Genomic DNA, 20,770 nt, shown 5'->3' on the forward strand with positions numbered 1-20,770 from the left:
GCGATATCGGCTAGATCGCGCAAATGCCGGCAGGATCCGTTCAAAATGTGGGCAAGGCGCATTCCGGGCCCAAGATAAAAGTGCGAGTCCATTTGGGCCCTCGTTCCCGGACGAGCAGCTAGGGCTGGTTTGTCGAGATGCTTGATTCTGGAGTGACTACAGGATGTATGGTGGCCGGAAGGTAAGGAGAAGGCTCGGAGCCAAAGCCGACACATACCAAGGAGATAACAATGTCTGCTGATGCCGCGACGATGAGCACGTCAAGCTCGCTGCGCTTCAAGGTTGACGGCCTGGACTGCCAAAATGAGGTTCGTGCACTTCGTGCCGCCGTGGGGCCAATCGTTGGCGGCGACGACAAGTTGTCCTTCAGTACCCAAGCTGGTGTTATGGAAGTGGCATGCGAGGACGCCGCGACAGTCGATGACATCCAGCGGGCGGTCGCGACGACCGGCATGCAGGCGCATCTACTGCGCGAGCCTAACCAGCAGCCTGCATTGCTGTTTCGGGTCGAAGGGCTCGACTGCAAGAACGAAGTCGCCACGCTCAAGCGTGAGGTTGGTCCGCTAGTTGGGAACGAAGCCTGGCTGTCGTTCGATACGGCCAAGGGGCTCATGACGGTCGCGCCGCAAGGGCAGGCGACAGTCGAAGACATCGTCGGCCGCGTCGGTCCGACTGGAATGCGTGCTTTACTTGTTGAGGACGGCACGGCAGAAACGTTGCTTTTCCGCGTCGACGGCCTCGACTGCAAGAACGAGGTGGCCGCGCTCACGCGTGAACTGGGTCCACTCGTGGGCGAGGACAAGCTCGCTTTCGACACGGCGCAAGGCATGATGACCGTGGCTGCCCAAAGCCGGGCGGCGCCTGACGCGATCCAGGAAGCCGTGGCACGAACGGGCATGCGCGCGGAGCCCTGGTCGCCGCCAGCAATTTCGCCCGGCACGGACGATCCCGCCGAAGCGCCTGGCGGTCCTGCATCCGGCGCTGCTGCGGAGGTGCAGGATGCACTCACGCCACCCCTCCCGACCCGCTTCGCCGGCCAAGTTGTGTTTCGCATTCACGGCATGGACTGTGCCGACGAAATCGCGGCCCTGAAGCGCGAGGTTGGGCCGCTGGTCGGCGAGGATAAGCTTGCCTTCGATCTTCTCAACGGCCGCATGTCGATCGACATGGCGCCGGATGCGACACTCGAATCAAGAATCGAGAAGGCCGTCGCGCGCGCTGGACTGCGTGCCGAGCCCTGGGTTGAAGGCGGAACCAGCGAAGCCGCGCAGGCCGAAGAGCGCCGCAGGCGGATGCAGTCGTGGCTGACGACCACGAGCGGCGTGTTCACGGCGCTGGGCTTTGCGATCCATGCTTGGCTGGGTGGCGGCGTCATCGCGGCGTTCGAGGCGGGTGAACACGGCTCGGGGTCGACTCCGCTGCCGAGCATGGCGCTGTACACACTCGCAGTACTCGGCGCGGCACGCTACGTCGCGCCCAAGGCTTGGCTCGCCGCCAAGCGTCTTCGTCCCGACATGAATCTGCTGATGATGGTTGCGGTCGCGGGCGCCATTGGCATCGGCGCCTGGTTTGAGGCTGCCACGGTTTCGTTCTTCTTCGCGCTGGCGCTGGCGCTTGAGGCTTGGAGCCTTGGTCGCGCGCGCCGCGCGGTTGCCGCCCTCATGGAACTCGCGCCGCCCACAGCCCGCGTCAAGCTCGAAGACGGCTCCGAGCGCGATGTCCCGGCGGCCGAGGTTCGGGTCGGCATGCACATCATCGTCCGACCAGGAGACAAGGTACCGCTCGACGGCCGGATTGCCGCCGGGGAAAGCGAGGTCAATCAGGCGCCGATCACCGGTGAAAGTGTCCCCGTATTGAAGGCGGCGGGAGACGAAGTCTTTGCCGGCACCATCAACGGCGAGGGTGCCCTCGATGTTGTGACCACCAAAGCGGCAAACGACACGACACTCGCCCAGATCATCCGGATGGTCGGCTCGGCGCAGAGTCGACGTGCGCCCAGTGAGCAGTGGGTGGAGAAGTTCGCTCGCATCTACACGCCCGTCGTGATGGCGCTTGCCATCGCAATCTTTCTGGCTCCGCCCCTGCTCCTGGGCGGTGCCTGGGACGTCTGGTTCTACCGCGCGCTAGTGCTCCTCGTGATCGCCTGCCCCTGCGCCCTCGTGATTTCGACGCCAGTAACCATCGTGGCGGCCCTTGCCGGCGCAGCGAAACAGGGTGTCCTTGTGAAGGGCGGCACCCACCTCGAGACGCCCGCGCACCTAAAGGCCATTGCCATGGACAAGACCGGCACGCTCACTGAAGGGCGGCCCCAGGTCGTCGAGATCGTACCGCTCGGCGGCCGCAACGAAGCCGACGTACTCGGCTTGGCCGCGGCCCTGGAGGCGCGCAGCGGGCATCCAATCGCGCGCGCCATCATGGCGAAGGCCATCGAGTTGAGGATCGATGCCGAACCCGCCGAGGCCGTCCAAGCCATCGCGGGCCGAGGCGTCACCGGGCGAGTGGCCGGTCGCGAGACATGGCTCGGCTCACGCCGCTACCTTGCGGAGCGAGGCATCAGCTCAGACGCAGTCCTGCAGCAGGCCGATGGACTTTCAAGTGCCGGTCGCACCATCGTAGGGGTTGGCGATGGTCAGGAAGTCTGGGGCCTCGTGGCCGTTGCCGATTCCGTCAGGCCGGAAGCGAAGGGCATCGTTACGGCGCTTCACAGCGCCGGCATCAAGCACGTCGTGATGCTCACGGGTGACAACCGGGCGACGGCAGAAGCGATTGCCAAGCAGACAGGTATCGACGAGGTCCGGGCGGAGCTTCTACCGGCCGACAAAGTGGCGGCGGTCGAGGATTTGGTGAAGCGCTACGGCTCCGTTGCCATGGTCGGCGACGGCGTCAACGATGCTCCCGCGATGGGGCGTGCCAATCTCGGCATCGCTATGGGCGCCATGGGCAGCGACGCCGCCATTGAAACGGCCGACGTGGCGCTCATGTCTGACGATCTCTCGAAGCTTCCTTGGCTGGTGCGCCATTCGCACGCGACTCTGGCCGTGATCAGGCAGAACGTTGCGTTTTCCATTGCCGTGAAGCTCGTGTTCACAGCACTGACGGTGATTGGCCTCGCTTCGCTATGGGGTGCCATCGCGGCCGATGTCGGTGCATCACTGCTGGTCGTTCTCAACGGCCTGCGCCTACTGAACCGTGGTCAGACGGGCACTCAACAGGGCGGGCCTTCCGGCGGACTTGGCGTTCCGGCGCACCGGCGCCCGCCCCTGGCAATCGCCCCGAAGGCGTCCCCGGCGTAGCGGCCGCTCCCAGCGATGCGCCGGTCTCGGAGAACCGCATGAAGAATGAGGCTTCAGTATCGTGGCGAACCCAAGATTGATTCGACGCGCTGCATTGGCCGGCAGTGCCCTAGCTGCCGCCTTTGCGGTTGATTTCATCACGAAATATCTGATTCTAAACGTTATAATGGTGCCGCCGCGCACGATCGAGATCGCGCCATTTTTCAATCTCACGCTCGGTTTTAATCCGGGCGTCAGCTTCGGAATGTTCGGCGATTTCTTTGTGAAGCGACCTTTGTTCCTCGCCGGGATGACAGGCTCGATCGCGGCAGGCCTCTTCATCTTGGCCGTGCGAACCACAAAACGCATCGATACGTTCGCCTTCGGCCTCATTGCCGGCGGTGCTGTAGGCAACGTGGTGGACCGGGTGCGTCGGGGTGCCGTAACCGATTTCCTCGATTTCCACGTCGGCGATTGGCACTGGCCGGCCTTCAATATGGCGGACGTGATGATAGTTGTCGGTGTCGTCCTGTTGATCACTGGCTCGCTTTGGCCAACGAGGTCGATTCAGGAGGGCTTTGATCGAACAGAGACCCGCTGAATGAGACGATGACGATCCGATGTCTTGACCGGGGCCGGTCGGTTTCTCGTATACCGCTCGGGACGGTGGCGCGTGAGGAGAATCTTCCTGACGGCCGCGCAGTCGTTCTTTGGCACCATGCTCTTCCTGACACTGCGGTTCGATCTCTGGAAGGCGTTCGCCCTGCCAAGCCTGTTCCTCATCCAGTTCTTCCCAACAGGTTTGGATCTGTTGGCATCTCGGTCGCGGTGATGGGCTGTTGAGGAACGATATGGGCAAGCATGTCCCTCCGACAGGCTCCACTGGACCAGCGAATTTTGCCGCTGGCACGCTATCACGCGAAGCGTGGGGTGAAGGTGTCTACGGTTTCTTTCAACGAAAATCGCGCGGTCGCGTCAGCTGCCGCTGATCGGTCGGCACATTGGCCGCGCAGCCTGGCGCTCGTCCTTCACACATTCGGGCCGCCTTTCGCCAATCAGAGGAGCCAGCATGACTGAAGCGTGTACCCAGGGCGTCGACACCGGATTCGTGGCGTTGGGCTATGCAAAGGTCGCCGTATTGGGCGTCGTGCAAGGAATCACCGAGCTCCTGCCAATCTCCTCGACAGCGCACATGCGGATCGTGCCGGCACTGCTCGGTTGGCAAGATCCCGGCTCCGCGTTCTCAGCCGCCATGCAGCTCGCAGCACTAGCTGCCGTCGTCAGCTATTTTTGGAGCGACGTGAGGCAGTTGGCCACGAATTCTTTCCACGCCGTGGCGCGTCGGGATTTCCGGGACCGACATTTCCGCTTCTCCGTTTGGATTATCCTTGCGACGATCCCGATCGGCGTGGCAGGTCTGTCTCTGTCGGCGGTGCTGAACGCCTGCGGTTCCCCGTTGCGGACCCTCACAGTGATCGGCTGGGCGTGCATCGTCATGGCCATTCTCCTCGCGCTCGCGGAGCTTTATGCCCGGCATAGACGGACGCTAGAGAATGTATCGGTCATCGATGCAATGATCGTGGGCATCGCTCAGGTCGGGGCCCTGATCCCGGGAGTGTCGCGCTCCGGCTCGACTTTGACCGCCGCGCTGGCGCTCGGTTTCAAACGAGAAGAGGCGGCTCGATTCTCGTTCCTCCTTGGCTTGCCGGCAATCACTTTGGCGGGTCTCAAGGAACTGTGGGAGCTTCACAAAGTCCAGCTGTCTCTCGACGGCTGGTCCATCCTTCTTGTCGGTCTAGTGGTAGGCTCTGTCTCGGCCTTCTTCGCGATTTGGGGACTGATGCGCGTGCTCGAGCGTTTCTCGGCGTGGCCCTTCGTGATCTATCGTGGCGTGCTCGGTGTCTTTCTCATCTCCGCCGTTGCATTGGGTCGATTCACTTGAGTCCAAACATTTGGAGTGTCGCATGAGTGAGCGCCGGGACCAATCCTGCGCGATTGATCTCCCCACGCGCGGTCGAAACTTGTTTCTGCCAAACCGTCAAGTCGAGTGCCAAACTGGGTGCCCGTTTAGGTCGGTTCACAGGGGCTTGTCGTTTGTTTCTGGTTCACATCTGGCCGCAATTTGGATTTCCGTCGTTAATCGAGGATATACCGTGTCTTTAAGCATTCTTGTCGCACCGTCCGGCTTCAAGGAAAGCCTCGATGTATGGGCTGTGACTGAAGCGATCGCGACCGGCATCCAGCGAGCCATGCCGGAAGCCCGGGTGCTGAAATGCCCGATGGTGGACGGCGGTGAAGGGTTCGTCAGAGCGCTGGTAGGCGTGACGGGTGGCACCATCCGGCGAATGGTTGTAACCGGCCCAATCGGCCTGCCCGTCGAGAGCTTCTACGGCTTCATGGGCGGGTCGGGGCCGAAGACGGCGATTGTTGAAATCGCCGCTGCGGCTGGCCTCTCTCTTGTACCGGGAGATCATCGGGATCCGACCCGCACAACAAGCTTTGGTGTCGGTGAGCTGATCCTTGACGCTCTCGACCACGGCGTCGAGCGGATCCTGATCGGTTGCGGCGACAGCGGCACCAATGACGGCGGCACTGGAATGGCACAGGCGCTCGGGGTGGGCCTTCTGGATCGCGATGGCAACCATATTGGTTTCGGCGGCGCCGAGCTAAGCCGAATCAGCCGTATCGACTTGTCTCGGCGGGACCCCCGACTCAATCATGTTGTAATCGACGCCGCCGTGAATTGGCAGAATGTCCTTCTTGGAGACCGGGGTGTAGCCCGTCTGTTCGGTCCACAGAAGGGCGCCACCCCCGAGCAGGTCGCGGTCCTTGAGCACGCGCTTGAAATCTACGCAGATCGTGTTCGGGAGGCGACCGGTTGCGATATCTCGACCGCTCCCGGGTCCGGTGCGTCGGGCGGGCTAGGAGCGGGGATTCGTGCACTCCTTGGCGGACGGCTGCACCCGCGGTTTCAGGTCATCATGCCTTTCCTAAAGTTCGATGACTTGCTCGCCGAGGCCGATCTCGTTGTGACGGCGGAAGGCTCGCTGGACGGGCTGACGCCCGTCGGCAAGATTCCGACAGAGGTCGCTCGACGAGCGAAGGCGCGGGGCCTACCCGTGGTGGCTCTTGCCGGCACTATCGGACCAGGCTGCATGGCGAACTTCGACCATGGCATCGATGCCTTCGCCGGGATCATAAAGCAGCCCTGCAGTCTCGATGAGGCGATCCGAGACGCACAGAAGCTCCTGATATGTGCGGCGGAAGATGCAGTTCGGATGATCGGGGTCGGGCTAGAGCGTTTCACGCTTTGACGTGATCGTATCCAGCGCTTTGGATGTAGTTGCAGCATTCGGATTGGCGGATGCTCTTGAGGAGCTTGCCGACGTATCGCGAGATGCCATCCGGGGTGCGCTTCTGGGCGAGCCTCATCCAGTGTTTGATCTTGGAGAAGGCCTTTTCGATCGGATTGAGATCGGGCGAGTAGGGCGGGAGGTACCAAAGCCTCGCGCCAACGGCTTTGAGCATCGGGCGCAAGGCCTTTGCTTTGTGGCTGCCGAGATTGTCGAGGACGACGATGTCTCCGGTCCGCAGGACGGGCAACAGCAGCTGCTCGACATAGGCGCGGAAGCACTGGCCATTGATCGGACCGTCGAAGATACAGGGTGCTGTGATCCCGTCCCAGCGGAGCGCACCGAGGAAGGTCAGGGTTCGCCACCGTCCTTGAGGGGCGAAACCGCGCAGGCGCTGGCCCTTCGGGGCCCAGCCTCGCAAGGGAACCATGTTTGTCTTGATCCAGGTCTCGTCGATGAAGACCAGGCGGCGCGGATCGAGGCCGGCCTGCAGGGCCTGCCAGCGCCGTCGCCGACGGGCCACGTCGGCCCGGGCCTGCTCAAGAGCGAACAGTGTTTTTTTTGAAGCTCAGTCCTTCGCGGCGCAGGAATGTCCACACCGCATTGTGCGAGACGACGATACCCCGGATCGCCAGCTCATCCTTGAGCTTGTGCAGCGTCAGATGCGGCGTCTGGTCGATCCGCTCCCGAATGAAAGCCCGATGGGCCTCCAGCACCGGTTTGCGGTGCCCGCCGACCTTGCCCGGCGCTACCGACCCCGTCGCCCGATAGCGCTGCGACCACTTCACGACCGTCGACGCCGCAACATCAAACCGGGCCGCCACAGACCGGCAGCTCTCGCCGGCTCCTACCGCTGCAACGACACGCTCACGCAGGTCTTTCGAGAGAGGACGCATCGATGCTGGCCTCCATTCCAGCCAGCATCTTGAATCACATCCAGCCCACTTCCGGAATCCCCTTTGATTCCCTCAAGTCATGAAGCGCTCTAGTTCTCGGGTTAAAGAAGTCAGCGCAATCGCCAGCCGAGGACTTGTAGCATGAGGCACTTAGACCGCACGCAACCCGACCTGGGTGGCGAGAGGCCCAACCAACGCACGGGCGAGACTGGCCTCGGCGGCCGGAAGTGGCCATGCTGCGCCACCGGTCCTTTCGCTCCGAGCGACCAGATTTCACCGAGTTCATCCGCGAACCGCAGCCGCCGCATCCTCTCCACCGGGCTTGTTGACGGTCGCCTCGCTGGCCACGGTCACTGTCCGGAAGGGCATCTTTTCTTGATGATGTAGGTGTTCCAGTTCTGTTAGTTGGCGTGGAAATGGCCGAATTGGCAGTTGGACAATATCCATTCGGACTGCACTTGCTTGACGCTATGCTTGTGAATGCGGTCGTCATAGCGCACTCACAAACCAGAGAATAACCTGGAGCGCTCAATAAATTCAGGTGGTTGGGGCACGATGCAGAGTGGGCCAGCATACTGCATCCGGCGGTACCGGTGCTAAGGCGTGAAGCTGCTTGCTGCGCCGAAGAATTATGAGCGGGCGATGCGGCAATTCGTCGACATGTACAAGTTGATGTCGATACTTTGGCTCTTATAGATTTTTTGTTCACGCCGCGCGAGGCATTAGGAAGCTGGCCGCTTTGCGAGAGATTCAGAAGCGACTCCGACCGGCTAAAATTTCGTGTGTTTCGGCCGCGTGGACCCTTAAGTAGCCTTTCCCCTGAGAACCTCGATGGTCGAGTGTCGATCTGGAAATCACCTTCAAAGTATCGACGCTGCCGTTGGCAAGCCGCGGCGTCATCTCTTGCCAGGCAATCGACAGCACTACATCGTTTACACTCGGCACTTTGGGCGCTGTGCCTTCAATCTTGGAAGCATGAGGAGCAATCCTTGCTGGTACCCTGATTACCGCACGGAAGCGTCGAGGATTCTTATTCATGGAGGTTGTCCTTGATCTGCGTTAGCGCAATTATGAATCCTGTAGTGGCTATAGAAACAAGGGGCCTGTTGCCATGATGTCCATTGGTACGCTTTCAAAGAAAAGCGGCGTCCACATTGAGACCATTCGCTATTACGAGCGCGCCGGCGTATTGCCGAAGGCACGCCGCGCCCCCAATGGCCGCAGGGTTTATGGCCACGAGGATACCGGGCGGCTGGCCTTCATCCGCCAGGCGCGCGAGTTGGGATTTGAGCTCATTTCCGTAAGGGCGCTGCTTGCCTTGCAGGAGAGGCCTGAACTGTCCTGCAAGGCAGCGTCGCAACTAGCTTCTGCACAGCTCGCAGCCGTCGAAAGTCGCCTGAACCGCCTGATCGTGCTGCGCGACGAACTAAGGCGCATGGTGCGCGCTTGCAAGAATGGCCGCGTCGGTGATTGCCGCGTGATCGAAGCTCTCACCAATATGCACTGATCTTCGGCCGGTTGCTCAATTATCAGCAGATGGCGGTGGCAGCTCGATGTTGATCGCTCCCGGGTCAGCCGTCGATGCCGGCGCCCGCGTCACAATTTGCGGCACCGCGATGAGAAGCCCAACCATCAAAATCTGTAGAACGAGAAACGGCACGGCACCCCAGTAGATCTGCGATGTAGGGACAGAAGACGGCGTTACGCTGCGGAGGTTGTAGAGCGCGATCCCAAATGGCGGATGCATGAACGAGGTCTGCAGATTGACGGCAAGCAGCACCGTAAACCAGACCATGTCGATGCCGAGCTGGCGCGCGATTGGCGCGATCAGCGGCAGCACGATGAAAGCGATCTCGAAGAAATCCAAGAAGAACGCCAGGAAGAATATCGCCACGTTGACGAAAACGATGAAGCCTACTTGGCCTGCCGGCAGAAACTTAAAGAGCGATTCGATCCAGAGGTGACCTTCAAGGCCACGGAACACCAGCATGAAGAAGGACGCCCCGAGCAATAGAAAAATGATGCCGGAACAAAGTATGCCGGTGACATCCATTGCTTGGCGAAGATTGCGCCCGGTCAGCTTTCGCCCTGCCAGTCCCAGCAGCAAGATAGCGACGACGCCAATGGCGCCGCCCTCGGTCGGCGTTGCTATGCCAAAACAGATCGCTGCCAGCACGGCAGAAACGATACCCAAAGGCGGGCCGGCCGCGCGTATAACCTCAAGGACTAACTGCGACTGTGGCGCGACATCCCCGCCCAATGTGGAAGGAGCGCGCTCGGGCGACAGGCGCGTGACGAGGAAGATGTACGACAGATACAAAGCGACGAGGAGCGCCGCCGGCAAGAGCGCGCCTCGATAGATCTCGAGAAGAGACACTTCGAGCTGTTCTGCCAGAATGATGAGAACGAGGCTTGGCGGAATGACCTGGGCGAGCGTGCCGGCCGCAGCAACTACCCCCGTGGCGAGTTTCGGATCGTACTTTGCACGCAGCATCACGGGCAGCGAGATCAGCCCGATAGCCACCACCGACGCTGAAACGAAGCCGGTGATCGCAGAGAGGGCTGCACCAACAACAATGGTTGTGTATGCTAACCCACCGGACAGACGCCCAAATAGACGATTGAGCGCAACAAACATATCCTCGGCTATGCCTGTGCGCTCAAGCAGCATTCCCATGAAAATCAGGAGCGGCAGCGCTAGCAGGTTGTCGTTGTTGAACGTCCCCTGAATGCGGAAGAGCATATTGTTCAAGAAAGTAACGTTGAAGTGGCCCGTCGTGACGCCGATGGCGCCGAAAACGCCAGCGACCGCTGCGAGCGAGAAGGCAACCGGAAACCCGGCGAAGAGTGCCATCACGAGACAGAGGAACATCGCCGGCGCAAGGATTTCCGTCATATCAACGGTCCTCGATCAGCCGGTGCCGGTGCATCGGCCGCGGAAGAATGCCCCTGAGACAGGCAGCGCAGCGGATGGCTTCGGCGATGCCCTGCAGCGCGAGCAGGAAGAAGCCAACTGGTATGAAGCCCTTTATGATCCATGCGGGAATGTGGCTCGTGCTTTCTCGCGTCGCCCGGCTCTCGCCGGAAAGAAAGGCGATAACGAATTGCGGCAAACTCACCCAAACGAGTGCGGCGCACACCGGCAGGAGAACGAGGCAAATTCCAATGAGGTCGAGCCAGGCAAGGCCCCGTTCGCCTAGCCGGCCAGCCAGGATGTCGATGCGCACGTGCTCGTCTCGTTGAAAGGTATAGGCAGCCATCAACAAGACAACGGCGGCGAAAAACTGCCATTGGAGATCGAACGCCGACGCATACGCCAGCGAGAAGAATTTTCGGCTCAGAGCGTTTGCCGTGATGAGAATGGCGTTCGCGAGCAATCCCCAGCGCACGTACTGCGCAACGGTTCTATTCATACCGTCGATTGCATGTGCGATACTTAGCAACCCACGCATGTCAGTCGCCCCGCTTCAGTCCGCAAATGGGTATGCCGGCAGGGAGACCACTGCTGCCGGTAGATCTAAGAGATGGTGCACCCTGTAGCCGCTAGAGGATCAAGAACGAATGTATCCTCAGCATTCGGCTGTCGATTTCACTGTTACTGCATTTCAGAAGATTAGACTGTGTCCACGCCATGAATCATGACGCCGCAGCTCTGATGGCTGCGTGCATGAGGATCAAACGACGGATGTGCAGCGACAAGGGAGTGCTTTGGCACCTTCTGAACGCGAAATAGTGCGCCGCTTCAGCCCTGTGAATCCCTGCGCTCCGCGGAAGCGAGACGCTGATTGTTCCAGAAGCCAATCAAGAGCAAGGCGGCCATCGCGACCTGGGCTGAAACACCCTGGACTGTCGGGTAGAGGCCGAGGATTGCCACGCGGATAACGCCAGGGAGGGGACTCATCGGCAACCATCCGGCTTCCTGCAAGGCCGATACGCCTTTGCCGACCAGCACGACGCACAGGACGGCAAGCAAGGCCGAACTATAGGCGAAGAATTTTCCGACTGGCAGGGCACGACCGTAGCGCATCAACGCCCAGGCGATGGCCGTCAATACGATGATGGCCGTGCCTGCACCGGCGATGACTGCCCAGCCATGCTCCTCGCTCCAGATGGCCGTGTAGAACAGGATGGTCTCGAAGACCTCGCGGTAAACAACGACGAAGGTGAGGCCGAACAGGCCCCAGGTGGATCCTCGCGAAAGCGCCTGCCCGAGCTTGTCTCGAATGTAGCGCTGCCAGGCATCCGCCTGGCTCTTGCCATGCATCCAGATACCTACCCACAACAGAACAATTGCCGCGAGCAACGATCCAAAACCCTCGGTGAGTTCGCGGTCTGCCCCGCTGATTGCGATGAGGTAGGTCGCTGCTGCCCAGGTAAGGACGCCCGCTACCAGCGCCGCGATCCAGCCACCGTGTACATAGGACAGGATTTCGTGTCGCTCCGCCTTGCGCAGGAGGGTGAGCATGACGACCACGATCAACAGTGCCTCAAGGCCTTCACGCAGCAAGACCGTGAATGCGGCGAAAAAGCTGGACGACATCGAGGCATGCTGGGGGTCGAGTGCAGCTTCGGCGTCGTTGAACAAGTTCTCCAGGGCCTTGGCCTGTGCGCGTATGCCTTCCACGGCGGCGCCGCGCGTAATGGCAGCACGCAGTTCACCCATCCCGGCTTCGATCCCTACCATCAGCGCATGATTGCGGGTCGACAGGATTGGCTCGATCGGCTCGAACCCGTCGAGGTAGGCCGACAAGGCCAGATCGGTCGCAGCGCGGCGATCCCCCTTTTCATAGGCAAGGACCGCCTCGCCGAGCCGCGTTCGGGCCAGCGTGAGTGATGCGGTCGACAGCTGGACGACTGCTGAAGGATTGCGGCGCAGGTAGGCGGTGATCGCATCAGCCTTGTCGTCGCCAAGGCTGGTCGCGAGCGTTGCCGGCCTCTCTCCGACCAGACTCACCAAAGTGGTGCGTTGGCGCAGGTCGGCGTCTGACTTCCAAACCTGCTCGCCTTTGGCGGCATCCTCAGCCGGATAGGCCAGCGAGCCGACATAAAATGCCAGGGCCCACCGGTCTTGCGGTGGCAGATGGCCGAAGCTTGCCATGCTGGTGCCGTCAAGACCCTGCTCGATCACTTGGTAGAGCGCGAAAATACTGCGCTCGTTGGCGCGGTCCTTGTCCGTAAAGGCGATCGGGGCCGGGTCCAGGCCGGCCGAGGCAACGCCTTTGCCATTGCCGGTGGCGCCATGGCAGCTCGCACAATTCTCGGCATAGAGAGCTCGGCCACGCGCGTAATCGGGAACGGCGCTTGGCGCCAAGGGAACTGGATAGGCTTTGATCAAGTCGGCAGCCAGCGATCGAGCCAAGGTGGCAATAACTTCAGGCGCCGCCTTCCGGCCGATCGCGGCTTGAACGTCGACCGCTTGTCGTTGCAGCTCCGCTTTCGCGGCAGACGGCAGGAGGGTCTCGAGCCTATCCTTCACAGAGCCGGCGAATTCGACCATCTCTGCATATTCGTTCTCGCTGATGATCGTTCCGTCACGTACAGCCTCCCGATAGTCGATCGCCATGTAGTCGAGCAGCCGCCACACGGTGAGGACGTTGGCGTTATCGGCACGGATTGCTGTTACTGGGATGAGACTGGCGATGAGCAGGACGCAAAGCGCGATCGCACGAGTGAACATCTCGACTTCGTATCGCAAATGCGACTCTCTCGCAATGACGGTTGCGCTGACTGAATGATCGAGCCGCCCACGCCTTCATGCAATTCAGTCGACAGGCGACTGCGCTTTGCACTCGTTGTGCGAGGGAAGCCTGGGCGACCTCTTGGGGGTCGAGATTGAATACCGGCTCCGATGTAGTGGTTAGGTGCCATCCCATCACCAATCCATAGATCGCGGGGATCACGAGCAAGGTGATCGCCGCCGAACTTGCCATCCCCCCGATCATCGGCACCGCGATGCGTTGCATGACCTCCGAACCACGAGTTCCCTTGACCTTGGAGCTAACTCCAGGGGTTAGGTTACGCTCGTCGACAGCACTTCACCGGGAGCCGATGAATGAAATCCGCGACATTCAAGATCGAAGGGATGAACTGCGATGGCTGCGCCGGCAGGATCAAGGCGCTGGCCGAGAAACTACCTGGCGTGCAGGCAGCTACTGTCTCCTTCTCACAGGCCGAAGCCTGCATCCTCTTCAATCCGCAGACCGTAACCGAAGATCGTCTTGTCGCGCTGGTTCACGACGCTGGCTTTCGCGTCGTCGCCCACGAATAGCGATCGTCGCATTCACTGGTGCAAGCAATGACCACCGCAACTCTGGCTCAATCCACTTTCCAACCCTGGAGCGAAGAACCGTCGAGTCGCCCTGATCGACGGAAGATCCGCGCTCGCATCGGGGGCCTTCATTGCTCGCTGTGCACCGGCACCATCGAGAAAGCGCTTGGCCGCATGCCGGGCGTCGACAAGGTGGCGGTGAGCCTCACGCACGAGCAGGCGCTCGTCGAATACGATCCAGCGGTCGCGCGTCCCGAGCATTTGCTGCAAACCTTGCGCGACATCGGCTACACGATCTCCGATCCGCGCAAGCTTCGCGCCTTCGAGGACGAAGAGCGCGATCTCGTGCACGAAGCGCGGCGGTTCGTGCTCGCGGTCGTTCTCAGTGTTGCGGCCATCCCTATCATCGCTGATCCAACGGTCGGCTGGATCGGCTTTCTGCCGGCACTGGTCTGCCTCAGTCTCGGTGGATTCGTGTTCCTCGTCCTTCGATCGACCGGTTTGTGGATCGCGATCGGCGCAGCGACGGGCCTCACGGTCATGGCGCTGTCGGTGCTCTATCTCAATCTGGCAGGACACCTGACCCGCGCCGCGCCCTGGCTGGCTGGTGCGTTGGCCGTCGTGCTGATCGTCGGAGTGGGCAGGCATATCCTGCACATGGCCGTCCAGGCGCTGCGGCGCGGCATCCTCAACCAGCACGTCCTGCTGGAGATCGGCGCCTTCGCCGGCATGGCGGGTGGTGTCATCGGATTGGTGCTGGATCGACCCGACTATCCGACCGCAGCTTTCTTTGCTGTCTCGGTGATGGTCGGCACTTATCACATTTTCTCAGAGTGGCTCTTGCTCATCGTCAAGACGCGCAGTTCGCAGGCCGTGAAGCGTCTGCTTGATCTGCAGCCGGAAACGGCGCGGGTCGTGCGCGCCGGCCTGGAGCTTGAAGTTCCGATCGAGGAAGTAGAGCTCGGCGAGCGCGTGCGAATTCGTCCAGGTGAACGCATCCCGGCCGACGGTACCGTGGTCAACGGACACTCCGGCGTCGACCAGTCTCTGGTAACCGGCGAGGCCGTTCCCGTCGAGAAGCGTGAGGGTGACGCGGTGATCGGTGGATCGATCAATGGCACTGGCACGCTGTTGGTAAGGATCACGGCTGTGGGGAAAGGCAGCTTCCTCCATCAGGTGATCCGCCACGTCGAGGACGCGCGGGCGCTAAAGCCCGGCATGCTCCATCTCATCGACCGCGTGCTGCGGGTCTATACGCCGGCGGTCCTGGTGATCGCGGCGTTGGCCGCCGTCGGATGGCTTGCCGGTTCGTGGCTCGCTACCGGGCAAGTCGACATCGAGCGCGCCATCTTTGCCGGCCTCTGCGTCCTGGTGATGGGTTATCCCTGCGCCGTGGGCATCTCCGCACCGCTGTCCATTGTGCGCGGCGCGGGTCAAGCCGCCGAACGGGGCATCCTCATGCGCACCGGCGAAGCGTTTCAGGGCTTCAGGCTCGTAAGGAGGATCATCCTCGACAAGACGGGTACGCTGACCGAAGGCCGCCCCACGGTTCGCGAGGTTGAAACGGCCGGAGGAAGCGAAGCCGAGCTCCTGGCCATTGCGGCCGCGGTGGAAGCGTCTTCCGAGCATCCGCTCGCCCAGGCCGTCGTCAAGGCAGCGTTCGAACGCGGTGTTACACCGCCCGAGGTGGCCTCGTTCCAGGCGTTCCCGGGACAGGGCGTTGTCGCCCAAATCGGCCGCGGCGAGGCTATCGTCGGTAGCCCACGCTTCCTCACCGACCGGGCCGTCGACCTTTCGCTCCTTCAGAAGCGAATGGAAATACTCGAGGCGGCGGGGCGGACCGTGATTGCCGTTGCGAACGAAGGGCGAGCGTTGGGCATCGTCGCTCTGGGGGACACGCTGCGGCCGGATGCGATCGAAGCCGTCGCCAGCCTGCGCAAGTCCGGCCTCTCGACCATCCTCGTCACCGGAGACAACGAACGCGCGGCGCAACGGGTGGGCCGCGAGGTGGGCGTCGATGAAGTCCATGCCGGCATATTGCCCCAGCGCAAAGCGGCCATCGTTCGGGAGCTTCAGGCGGATGCGCGAGTTGCCATGGTCGGCGACGGCATCAACGATGCCCCCGCCCTGATGCAGGCTGACATTGGCATCGCGATGGGCGGCGGCACCGATATCGCCATCGAGGCGGCCGACATCATTATACTATCCAACCGGCTCGGCGCCCTCCCCGAGGCGCGCGAGATCAGCCGCCGCAGCTACCGCAAGATGGTCCAGAACGTCGTACTGGCTTTTCTGTTCAATGGCGTTGGCATCCCGCTCGCAGCGACCGGCCTGATCCACCCCGTATGGGCAATGGTGGCGATGGCCGTGAGCGTGACGGCCATCTTCATCAACTCGCTCTGGGGCAGCCCACGGCTGTTTTTCGACACTATCCAAAGTGTCGGGCGACCCATCGCTCCCGTCTCGCTTCGGGTAGCCTGAGTAAGGCGAGGAGGAACATGACCGGAGAACAGCGAAAGGAGGCGAGCGCGGTCAGCGGCCATCAGCGCGAGCGTCTCCTCAGGACGCTCGCTGCAGCGACGTTCATCATCTTCTTCCAAGCCTATATGGTGGCGCCGCTCATACCGGCGCTGTCTAACGCTTTCGGAACGTCGGTCGAGACGGTCGGACTTATCGTTCCCGCGTATCTGATTCCTTACGGAGTTGCGACCCTCGCATACGGCCTTCTGGCGGATCGGCTCGGCATTCACCGCATCATGTTTGCGTCCCTGGCGGCGTTTGCGGCGCTCACCGTCTTGACCGCTACGGCGCAATCGGTTGAACAGCTCGCGCTGTGGCGAATGGTGACCGGAATCGGCGCGAGCGGCGTCGTTCCACTCGCCTTGGCACTGGTAGGCCGGCTCTATCCATACGAACAGCGGGGCCGCCCGCTTGGCTGGTTGTTCGGCGCGATGGCCGGTGGCATGGCCTTCGGTTCGCCGTTAGGTGCACTGATTGTCCCGGTGGTTGGCTGGCAAGGTCTGTTTGTTGTGGTCGGCATCGCTGGTGCGGCGCTCCTGCTCGTCCTCCTGCCCTACAGAGCCATCATTGCTGCCGCGGCCCAGCCCGTGACGGGGACCCTTGGGGATCTCTTCCGTGGCTACAAGGGTCTGCTGGGTACACCGCGCGGGCAGCGCACCTACGGCTATGTCTTCGCCAATTCGATGTTCCATTCTGGCGTATTCACGTGGCTCGGCGTGTATTTCGAGCAGCGCTACGGCGTTGGACTCGTTGGCATTGGCTTGGCGCTTCTGGGCTATGGTGTGCCAGGCTTCTTGTTCGGGCCATTGATCGGCCGGGCAGCGGACCGCTTTGGCCGTGCTCGATTGTTGCCGATCGGCCTCGGACTGAGCGCCTTGGCTGCTGCACTCCTGATTCTCGATTTTCCCATACTCCTCGCGCCGATGATCGCGATGATCTTGTCCTTGGGTTACGACATGACCCAGCCGCTCTTCGCGGGGATCGTCACCTCGCTCGGCGGGAAGCGCGCCGGGCAGGCGATGGGCTTGAACGTCTTCACACTTTTCGTGGGCTTCGGGCTCGGCAGCCTCATCTTCGGCGAACTGCTTCGGCTTGGCTTCGGGACCGCCTTCGGGATATTCGCAGGCATCGAGCTACTGCTAGCGGCGCTATCCATCGTCCTCTTTCGCTCCGAGGTCCCGTCTCGAACAGCGCCAACCGCACCTTGATCAGACTGAGGCAGGTCGACCTTGTAGGCCCGAACTCAGTCGTTCCGAACCTGGCTCGCAGACCATTTGAACCGTTAATGCCAGGATTGACCCTGGAGTATACTCCAAGGTCTAAAGTTGCCTTGGAGGGAACAAATGTTGACGATTGGCAAGCTGGCTGCACTCGCGAAAACGAGCACGGATACGCTGCGCTATTACGAACGTGAACGATTGATCGAGCCGGCTGACCGGACCGAGAGCGGCTATCGCCTCTACGACAAGGATTCGGCGCGGCGTATTCACTTCATCAAGCAGGCGCAGCATTGCGGCTTCACGCTGACCGAGATCCGCGACCTCCTCGTGTTGCGCAATCGCGATGCCGCCTGTTGCGGTGACGTACGCAAACGCGCCATCGAGAAGAAGCTTCAGATCGAGCACAAGATCAAGGCCATGAAATCCATGTCCAAGGCGCTCGATCGCCTCATTGCCGATTGCGCCAACGAGGCGCATCCGGTCGAGGAATGCACCATCATTGCGGCATTGGAGCAAGCCGTTGGCCGGGTGCACTGAGCCATGAAGATCGAGCTGTTCCATGCTCCAGGATGCAGCCGCTGTGCCGCTGCGAGAGAGAGCCTCAAGGCCGCCGCGGAAACGGCAGTCACTGGCCTAGAGTGGCGCGAAGTCAATGTGCTCGACGAGATGGACTACGCCGTCGAGCGCGGCGTGTTGTCGTTGCCGGCCGTCGTGATCGACGGCGAACTCGTGTTCTCCACCTTGCCGACGCCGCGGCAACTGCGAGCCGCCTTGATCGGCCGAAACCTCCGGGGGCATTGAAGTGGCGCCCGACGCCCTTCAACAGGCCGTTGCCAATGCCGGCATTGCGGCCATTGGGCTCGGCTTCCTTGCCGGTCTTCTGTTCAGCTTCAATCCCGTCGCCATAGCCGCGATCCCGGTGTCGCTCGCCTATGTGACCAGGGCCCGCGAGAAGAAGCAGGCGATCCTGTTCGGCACGGTGTTTATCGTCGGCATGCTTGTCGTGCACACAGCGATGGGCTTCGTCGCCGGGCTCGGCGGTCAGTGGGTGGCCTCTCTGCTGGGACGGGAATGGGGGCTGGTGGTCGGTCCGTTCCTCATCCTGCTGGGACTCATGTGGGCAGGCTGGGTCCGATTGCCGCTCCCGGCGTTTGCCCTGAAGGCCAGGCGGCCGTCGGCGATCTGGAGCGCGCTCCTTCTCGGAGCGGTATTCTCGGTTGCGATCTGCCCGGTGTGCACGCCGGCGCTCGTCGTCCTTCTCGGAGCAACTGTAGGACTTGGCTCGCCCTGGATGGGCGCCGCGCTGCTTCTTGCCTTCGCTGTCGGACGGGCGCTCCCCGTTGCCGTCGGCGCCATCAGCGTCGGCTGGCTCGAGAATTTGCGCGGCCTGGACCCGTATCGACGTGCCTTCGAGACAGTTGGCGGATTGATCCTGATTCTGTCCGGTCTCTATATGCTGAATGCATATTTCTTTTGGATTCCGGCGTTCGCAGGTTGAGTTTCGCGGATCTTGACGGGCTGGCACTACGATCCGCTGACAGGCCCCTCTTGACCCTCTTGATTTCCCGGCCTCTCTCCTCTTCGCAGCGGCGATGTTGTTCACCGGGACTGAATTCCACAAACAGGGGTGGGACATAGCCGGTAGAACAGCCTGTGCGAGAGTCGGTGACTCTAGCGAAGAAAAGGGATGGTTGTGTCTGCACAAGCAGGCTGGAAAACGGATACCATGCGTCAAATCGGGACCATCAACGAATGTCGGTCTCGGTAGTTGCGGGCTCGCGCTTCGAGCCTAGGCGGCAGCCCGAAGAAGCAAGTAAAGCTGGTTGCGGGCCCCCGATTTGAACCTACGGAAAGTTGGGCGTGCGTCTCGCCGGCACCTTCAACGAAAGACGCTTGGAGTTACCTGCTTGAGCCGGGTAGTTGCCGATGCCAGCTTGGCAATCGGAAAACGGCTTGAGCTCATCGGCGCCGCTTCTTCCCGGGCCACGGCAGGATGCCGTCCAGCTCAGCCAGCCCATGTTCCTCCGCCTCGCGCTCCCGGCTTCGCCCCGTGGCCGGCGTCGGTAGTTCCTCGTCCTCGGACCAGAGCAGTGCAACCGTCTGCTCCCACTGCGGGAAGTGACGGGCGTCTTCAAGGAGGGTCCCGCCGCGATCCCAAGAGCTGAACCAGAGGTTCGCTGCCGTTTCCTCCGGGCCATCGCACGTGCCGCCCGCGTGCAGGCGGGCGCACACCGAGCCGGCGGGCAGGGCCATGCGCGGCGTGATCCATGCGTTTGCTTGCCGAAGCGTGGTGGACCGAGAAGCGTACCGGACGGCGCCCTTCTCCGAGAGGACGAATGCGCAGGGACATCCTGCGACGGCGGCAAACCGAGAGCCAGTGGCGCTCATGGATGCGTCGAAGCGGCCGGCCAATTCCTCGACGGCGGCGAGCCCGAGATCGGCCTTGTCCACGAACCGCTTGAAAGGCCCGTAGGGCAGCAGCAGCTCGGCGGCGAACACGTCGCAAAGGATCTCGTTGAAGGGTCTCCTCGCGTAGCTCCACCACGGCAGCTGCTCGTGTTCCGACGGAAGTCCCAGGACGATATGGGCGATCTCGTGGCAGATGGTGAACCGCTGGCGCTCGGGGCGGTCGTTGCTGTTGACGCAGATGTAGTGTCGATCGCCCTTCGGGAAGGAGTAGCCGGCTTCTTCCGGCCCCAGGCTGCTGTCCTTGCGCAGCACCGCGCCGATCTCCGCGACGTATGCTTCGACGGGCACCGGCGCGGCCGTGGGCGCCACCTTGTTCACGAGGCCCCGGGCCTTCAGCACGACCGACAGTTCATCCACGCTCCTCGTCTCCCAGCATGCGCCGTATTCGCTCGATGGTCGTTTTGTAGTCCGGTCGGGCGGACCCGCGGTACGCCATGTGCGCCGCCATCTTGAGCTCCTCGGGCGACACAGTCTGATCCTCCAGCACGTACTCCGCCAGCCCGGCGCTGACGCTCTGATTGACGGCGAGGTATCGGAGGATGTCGCCCTCGCGCTTCAGGGCTTTGAGGGCTCTGATCAGCTTCGTCAGAGTCTCATCCGAGGGCGACTCCTTTTCCCCAGTCTCCAGACGGTAGACGTAGGCATGATCGATTCCTGCGAGCTGTGCCAGTTCCCTGAGCGATAGGCCCCGTCTCTCTCGCAGTTTGCGCAAGAAGATTCCAAATGCGGATTGAGCCATGGCCCCTCCTTGACGAGCGAAATTTCGCTCCCT

18 protein-coding genes are annotated in these 20,770 nt (G+C 61.8%); 11 read left to right on the forward strand and 7 right to left on the reverse strand.

Annotation, left to right across the window (positions count from 1 at the left end):
- Positions 1 to 230 precede the first annotated feature (230 nt).
- The 4 genes from B5D62_RS23960 (at position 231) to B5D62_RS23975 (ending at position 6,586) form a co-directional block, all read left to right on the forward strand.
- A complete protein-coding gene (locus B5D62_RS23960) occupies positions 231 to 3,293 on the forward strand; it encodes a heavy metal translocating P-type ATPase (protein WP_139374056.1) in 3,063 nt (1,020 codons plus the stop codon).
- Positions 3,294 to 3,354: 61 nt separating this feature from the next.
- Positions 3,355 to 3,873 (forward strand): signal peptidase II, encoded by a 519-nt coding sequence (gene lspA, locus B5D62_RS23965; RefSeq protein WP_231714921.1) that lies wholly within the window; start codon positions 3,355 to 3,357, stop codon positions 3,871 to 3,873.
- Between the two features lie 468 nt (positions 3,874 to 4,341).
- A complete protein-coding gene (uppP, locus tag B5D62_RS23970) occupies positions 4,342 to 5,214 on the forward strand; it encodes an undecaprenyl-diphosphatase UppP (RefSeq protein WP_085936563.1) in 873 nt (290 codons plus the stop codon).
- A gap of 211 nt (positions 5,215 to 5,425) precedes the next feature.
- Positions 5,426 to 6,586 carry a glycerate kinase family protein gene (locus B5D62_RS23975; RefSeq protein ID WP_085936564.1) on the forward strand — a complete coding sequence of 387 codons (1,161 nt, stop codon included), beginning with the start codon at positions 5,426 to 5,428 and terminating at the stop codon, positions 6,584 to 6,586.
- Here B5D62_RS23975 and B5D62_RS23980 read toward each other — a convergent pair.
- Positions 6,576 to 7,521 (reverse strand): IS630 family transposase gene (locus tag B5D62_RS23980; RefSeq protein WP_139374057.1). Its coding sequence is split into 2 segments (ribosomal slippage): positions 6,576 to 7,187 and positions 7,189 to 7,521, totalling 945 coding nucleotides; the frame shifts between segments, so codons are not numbered across the junction. The two genes, B5D62_RS23975 and B5D62_RS23980, sit on opposite strands and share 11 nt — an antisense overlap.
- 750 nt (positions 7,522 to 8,271) lie before the next feature.
- A complete protein-coding gene (locus B5D62_RS33070) occupies positions 8,272 to 8,559 on the reverse strand; it encodes a hypothetical protein (protein WP_139374058.1) in 288 nt (95 codons plus the stop codon).
- 73 nt (positions 8,560 to 8,632) lie between these two features.
- On the opposite strand from B5D62_RS33070, the gene B5D62_RS23985 reads away from it, so the two are divergent.
- Positions 8,633 to 9,028, forward strand: coding sequence for a MerR family transcriptional regulator (locus B5D62_RS23985; RefSeq protein WP_085936565.1), 396 nt, complete (start codon positions 8,633 to 8,635; stop codon positions 9,026 to 9,028).
- A gap of 15 nt (positions 9,029 to 9,043) precedes the next feature.
- Here B5D62_RS23985 and B5D62_RS23990 read toward each other — a convergent pair whose 3' ends face one another.
- The 3 genes from B5D62_RS23990 to B5D62_RS24000 all read right to left on the reverse strand — a co-directional run bounded on the left by B5D62_RS23990 (position 9,044) and on the right by B5D62_RS24000 (position 13,084).
- Complete coding sequence (locus tag B5D62_RS23990; protein ID WP_085936566.1) at positions 9,044 to 10,417, reverse strand: TRAP transporter large permease; 1,374 nt, start codon at positions 10,415 to 10,417, stop codon at positions 9,044 to 9,046.
- 1 nt (position 10,418) lies between these two features.
- Positions 10,419 to 10,973 (reverse strand): TRAP transporter small permease subunit, encoded by a 555-nt coding sequence (locus B5D62_RS23995; RefSeq protein ID WP_085936567.1) that lies wholly within the window; start codon positions 10,971 to 10,973, stop codon positions 10,419 to 10,421.
- Positions 10,974 to 11,263: 290 nt separating this feature from the next.
- Positions 11,264 to 13,084 carry a cytochrome c/FTR1 family iron permease gene (locus tag B5D62_RS24000; protein WP_231714922.1) on the reverse strand — a complete coding sequence of 607 codons (1,821 nt, stop codon included), beginning with the start codon at positions 13,082 to 13,084 and terminating at the stop codon, positions 11,264 to 11,266.
- A gap of 489 nt (positions 13,085 to 13,573) precedes the next feature.
- Here B5D62_RS24000 and B5D62_RS24005 point away from each other — a divergent pair, with 489 nt between their 5' ends.
- The 6 genes from B5D62_RS24005 (at position 13,574) to B5D62_RS24030 (ending at position 19,027) form a co-directional block, all read left to right on the forward strand.
- Positions 13,574 to 13,789, forward strand: a complete 216-nt coding sequence (locus tag B5D62_RS24005; RefSeq protein WP_085936568.1) for a heavy-metal-associated domain-containing protein — start codon at positions 13,574 to 13,576, stop codon at positions 13,787 to 13,789.
- Between the two features lie 27 nt (positions 13,790 to 13,816).
- The gene (locus B5D62_RS24010; protein WP_085936569.1) at positions 13,817 to 16,270 is read left to right on the forward strand and encodes a heavy metal translocating P-type ATPase; all 2,454 of its coding nucleotides are present in this window, start codon (positions 13,817 to 13,819) and stop codon (positions 16,268 to 16,270) included.
- 17 nt (positions 16,271 to 16,287) lie between these two features.
- Complete coding sequence (locus tag B5D62_RS24015) at positions 16,288 to 17,517, forward strand: MFS transporter (RefSeq protein WP_085936570.1); 1,230 nt, start codon at positions 16,288 to 16,290, stop codon at positions 17,515 to 17,517.
- Between the two features lie 135 nt (positions 17,518 to 17,652).
- Complete coding sequence (locus B5D62_RS24020; protein ID WP_085936571.1) at positions 17,653 to 18,066, forward strand: heavy metal-responsive transcriptional regulator; 414 nt, start codon at positions 17,653 to 17,655, stop codon at positions 18,064 to 18,066.
- Between the two features lie 3 nt (positions 18,067 to 18,069).
- Positions 18,070 to 18,330 (forward strand): glutaredoxin family protein, encoded by a 261-nt coding sequence (locus tag B5D62_RS24025; protein ID WP_085936572.1) that lies wholly within the window; start codon positions 18,070 to 18,072, stop codon positions 18,328 to 18,330.
- A 1-nt stretch (position 18,331) separates the two neighbouring features.
- On the forward strand, positions 18,332 to 19,027 hold the full coding sequence (locus tag B5D62_RS24030) for a cytochrome c biogenesis CcdA family protein (RefSeq protein ID WP_085936573.1): 696 nt from the start codon (positions 18,332 to 18,334) through the stop codon (positions 19,025 to 19,027).
- Positions 19,028 to 19,488: 461 nt separating this feature from the next.
- On the opposite strand, the gene B5D62_RS24035 is transcribed toward B5D62_RS24030, so the two are convergent.
- Together B5D62_RS24035 and B5D62_RS24040 are read right to left on the reverse strand one after the other, a co-directional pair.
- Positions 19,489 to 20,355 (reverse strand): ImmA/IrrE family metallo-endopeptidase, encoded by an 867-nt coding sequence (locus B5D62_RS24035; protein ID WP_170921100.1) that lies wholly within the window; start codon positions 20,353 to 20,355, stop codon positions 19,489 to 19,491.
- Positions 20,348 to 20,737: a helix-turn-helix domain-containing protein gene (locus B5D62_RS24040; RefSeq protein ID WP_085936575.1), complete on the reverse strand. Its 390-nt coding sequence runs from the start codon at positions 20,735 to 20,737 to the stop codon at positions 20,348 to 20,350. The genes B5D62_RS24035 and B5D62_RS24040 overlap by 8 nt, the downstream gene beginning before the upstream one ends.
- Between the last annotated feature and the right edge of the window lie 33 nt (positions 20,738 to 20,770).

The sequence above is a fragment of the Enhydrobacter aerosaccus genome (assembly GCF_900167455.1).
GTDB lineage: Bacteria > Pseudomonadota > Alphaproteobacteria > Reyranellales > Reyranellaceae > Reyranella > Reyranella aerosaccus.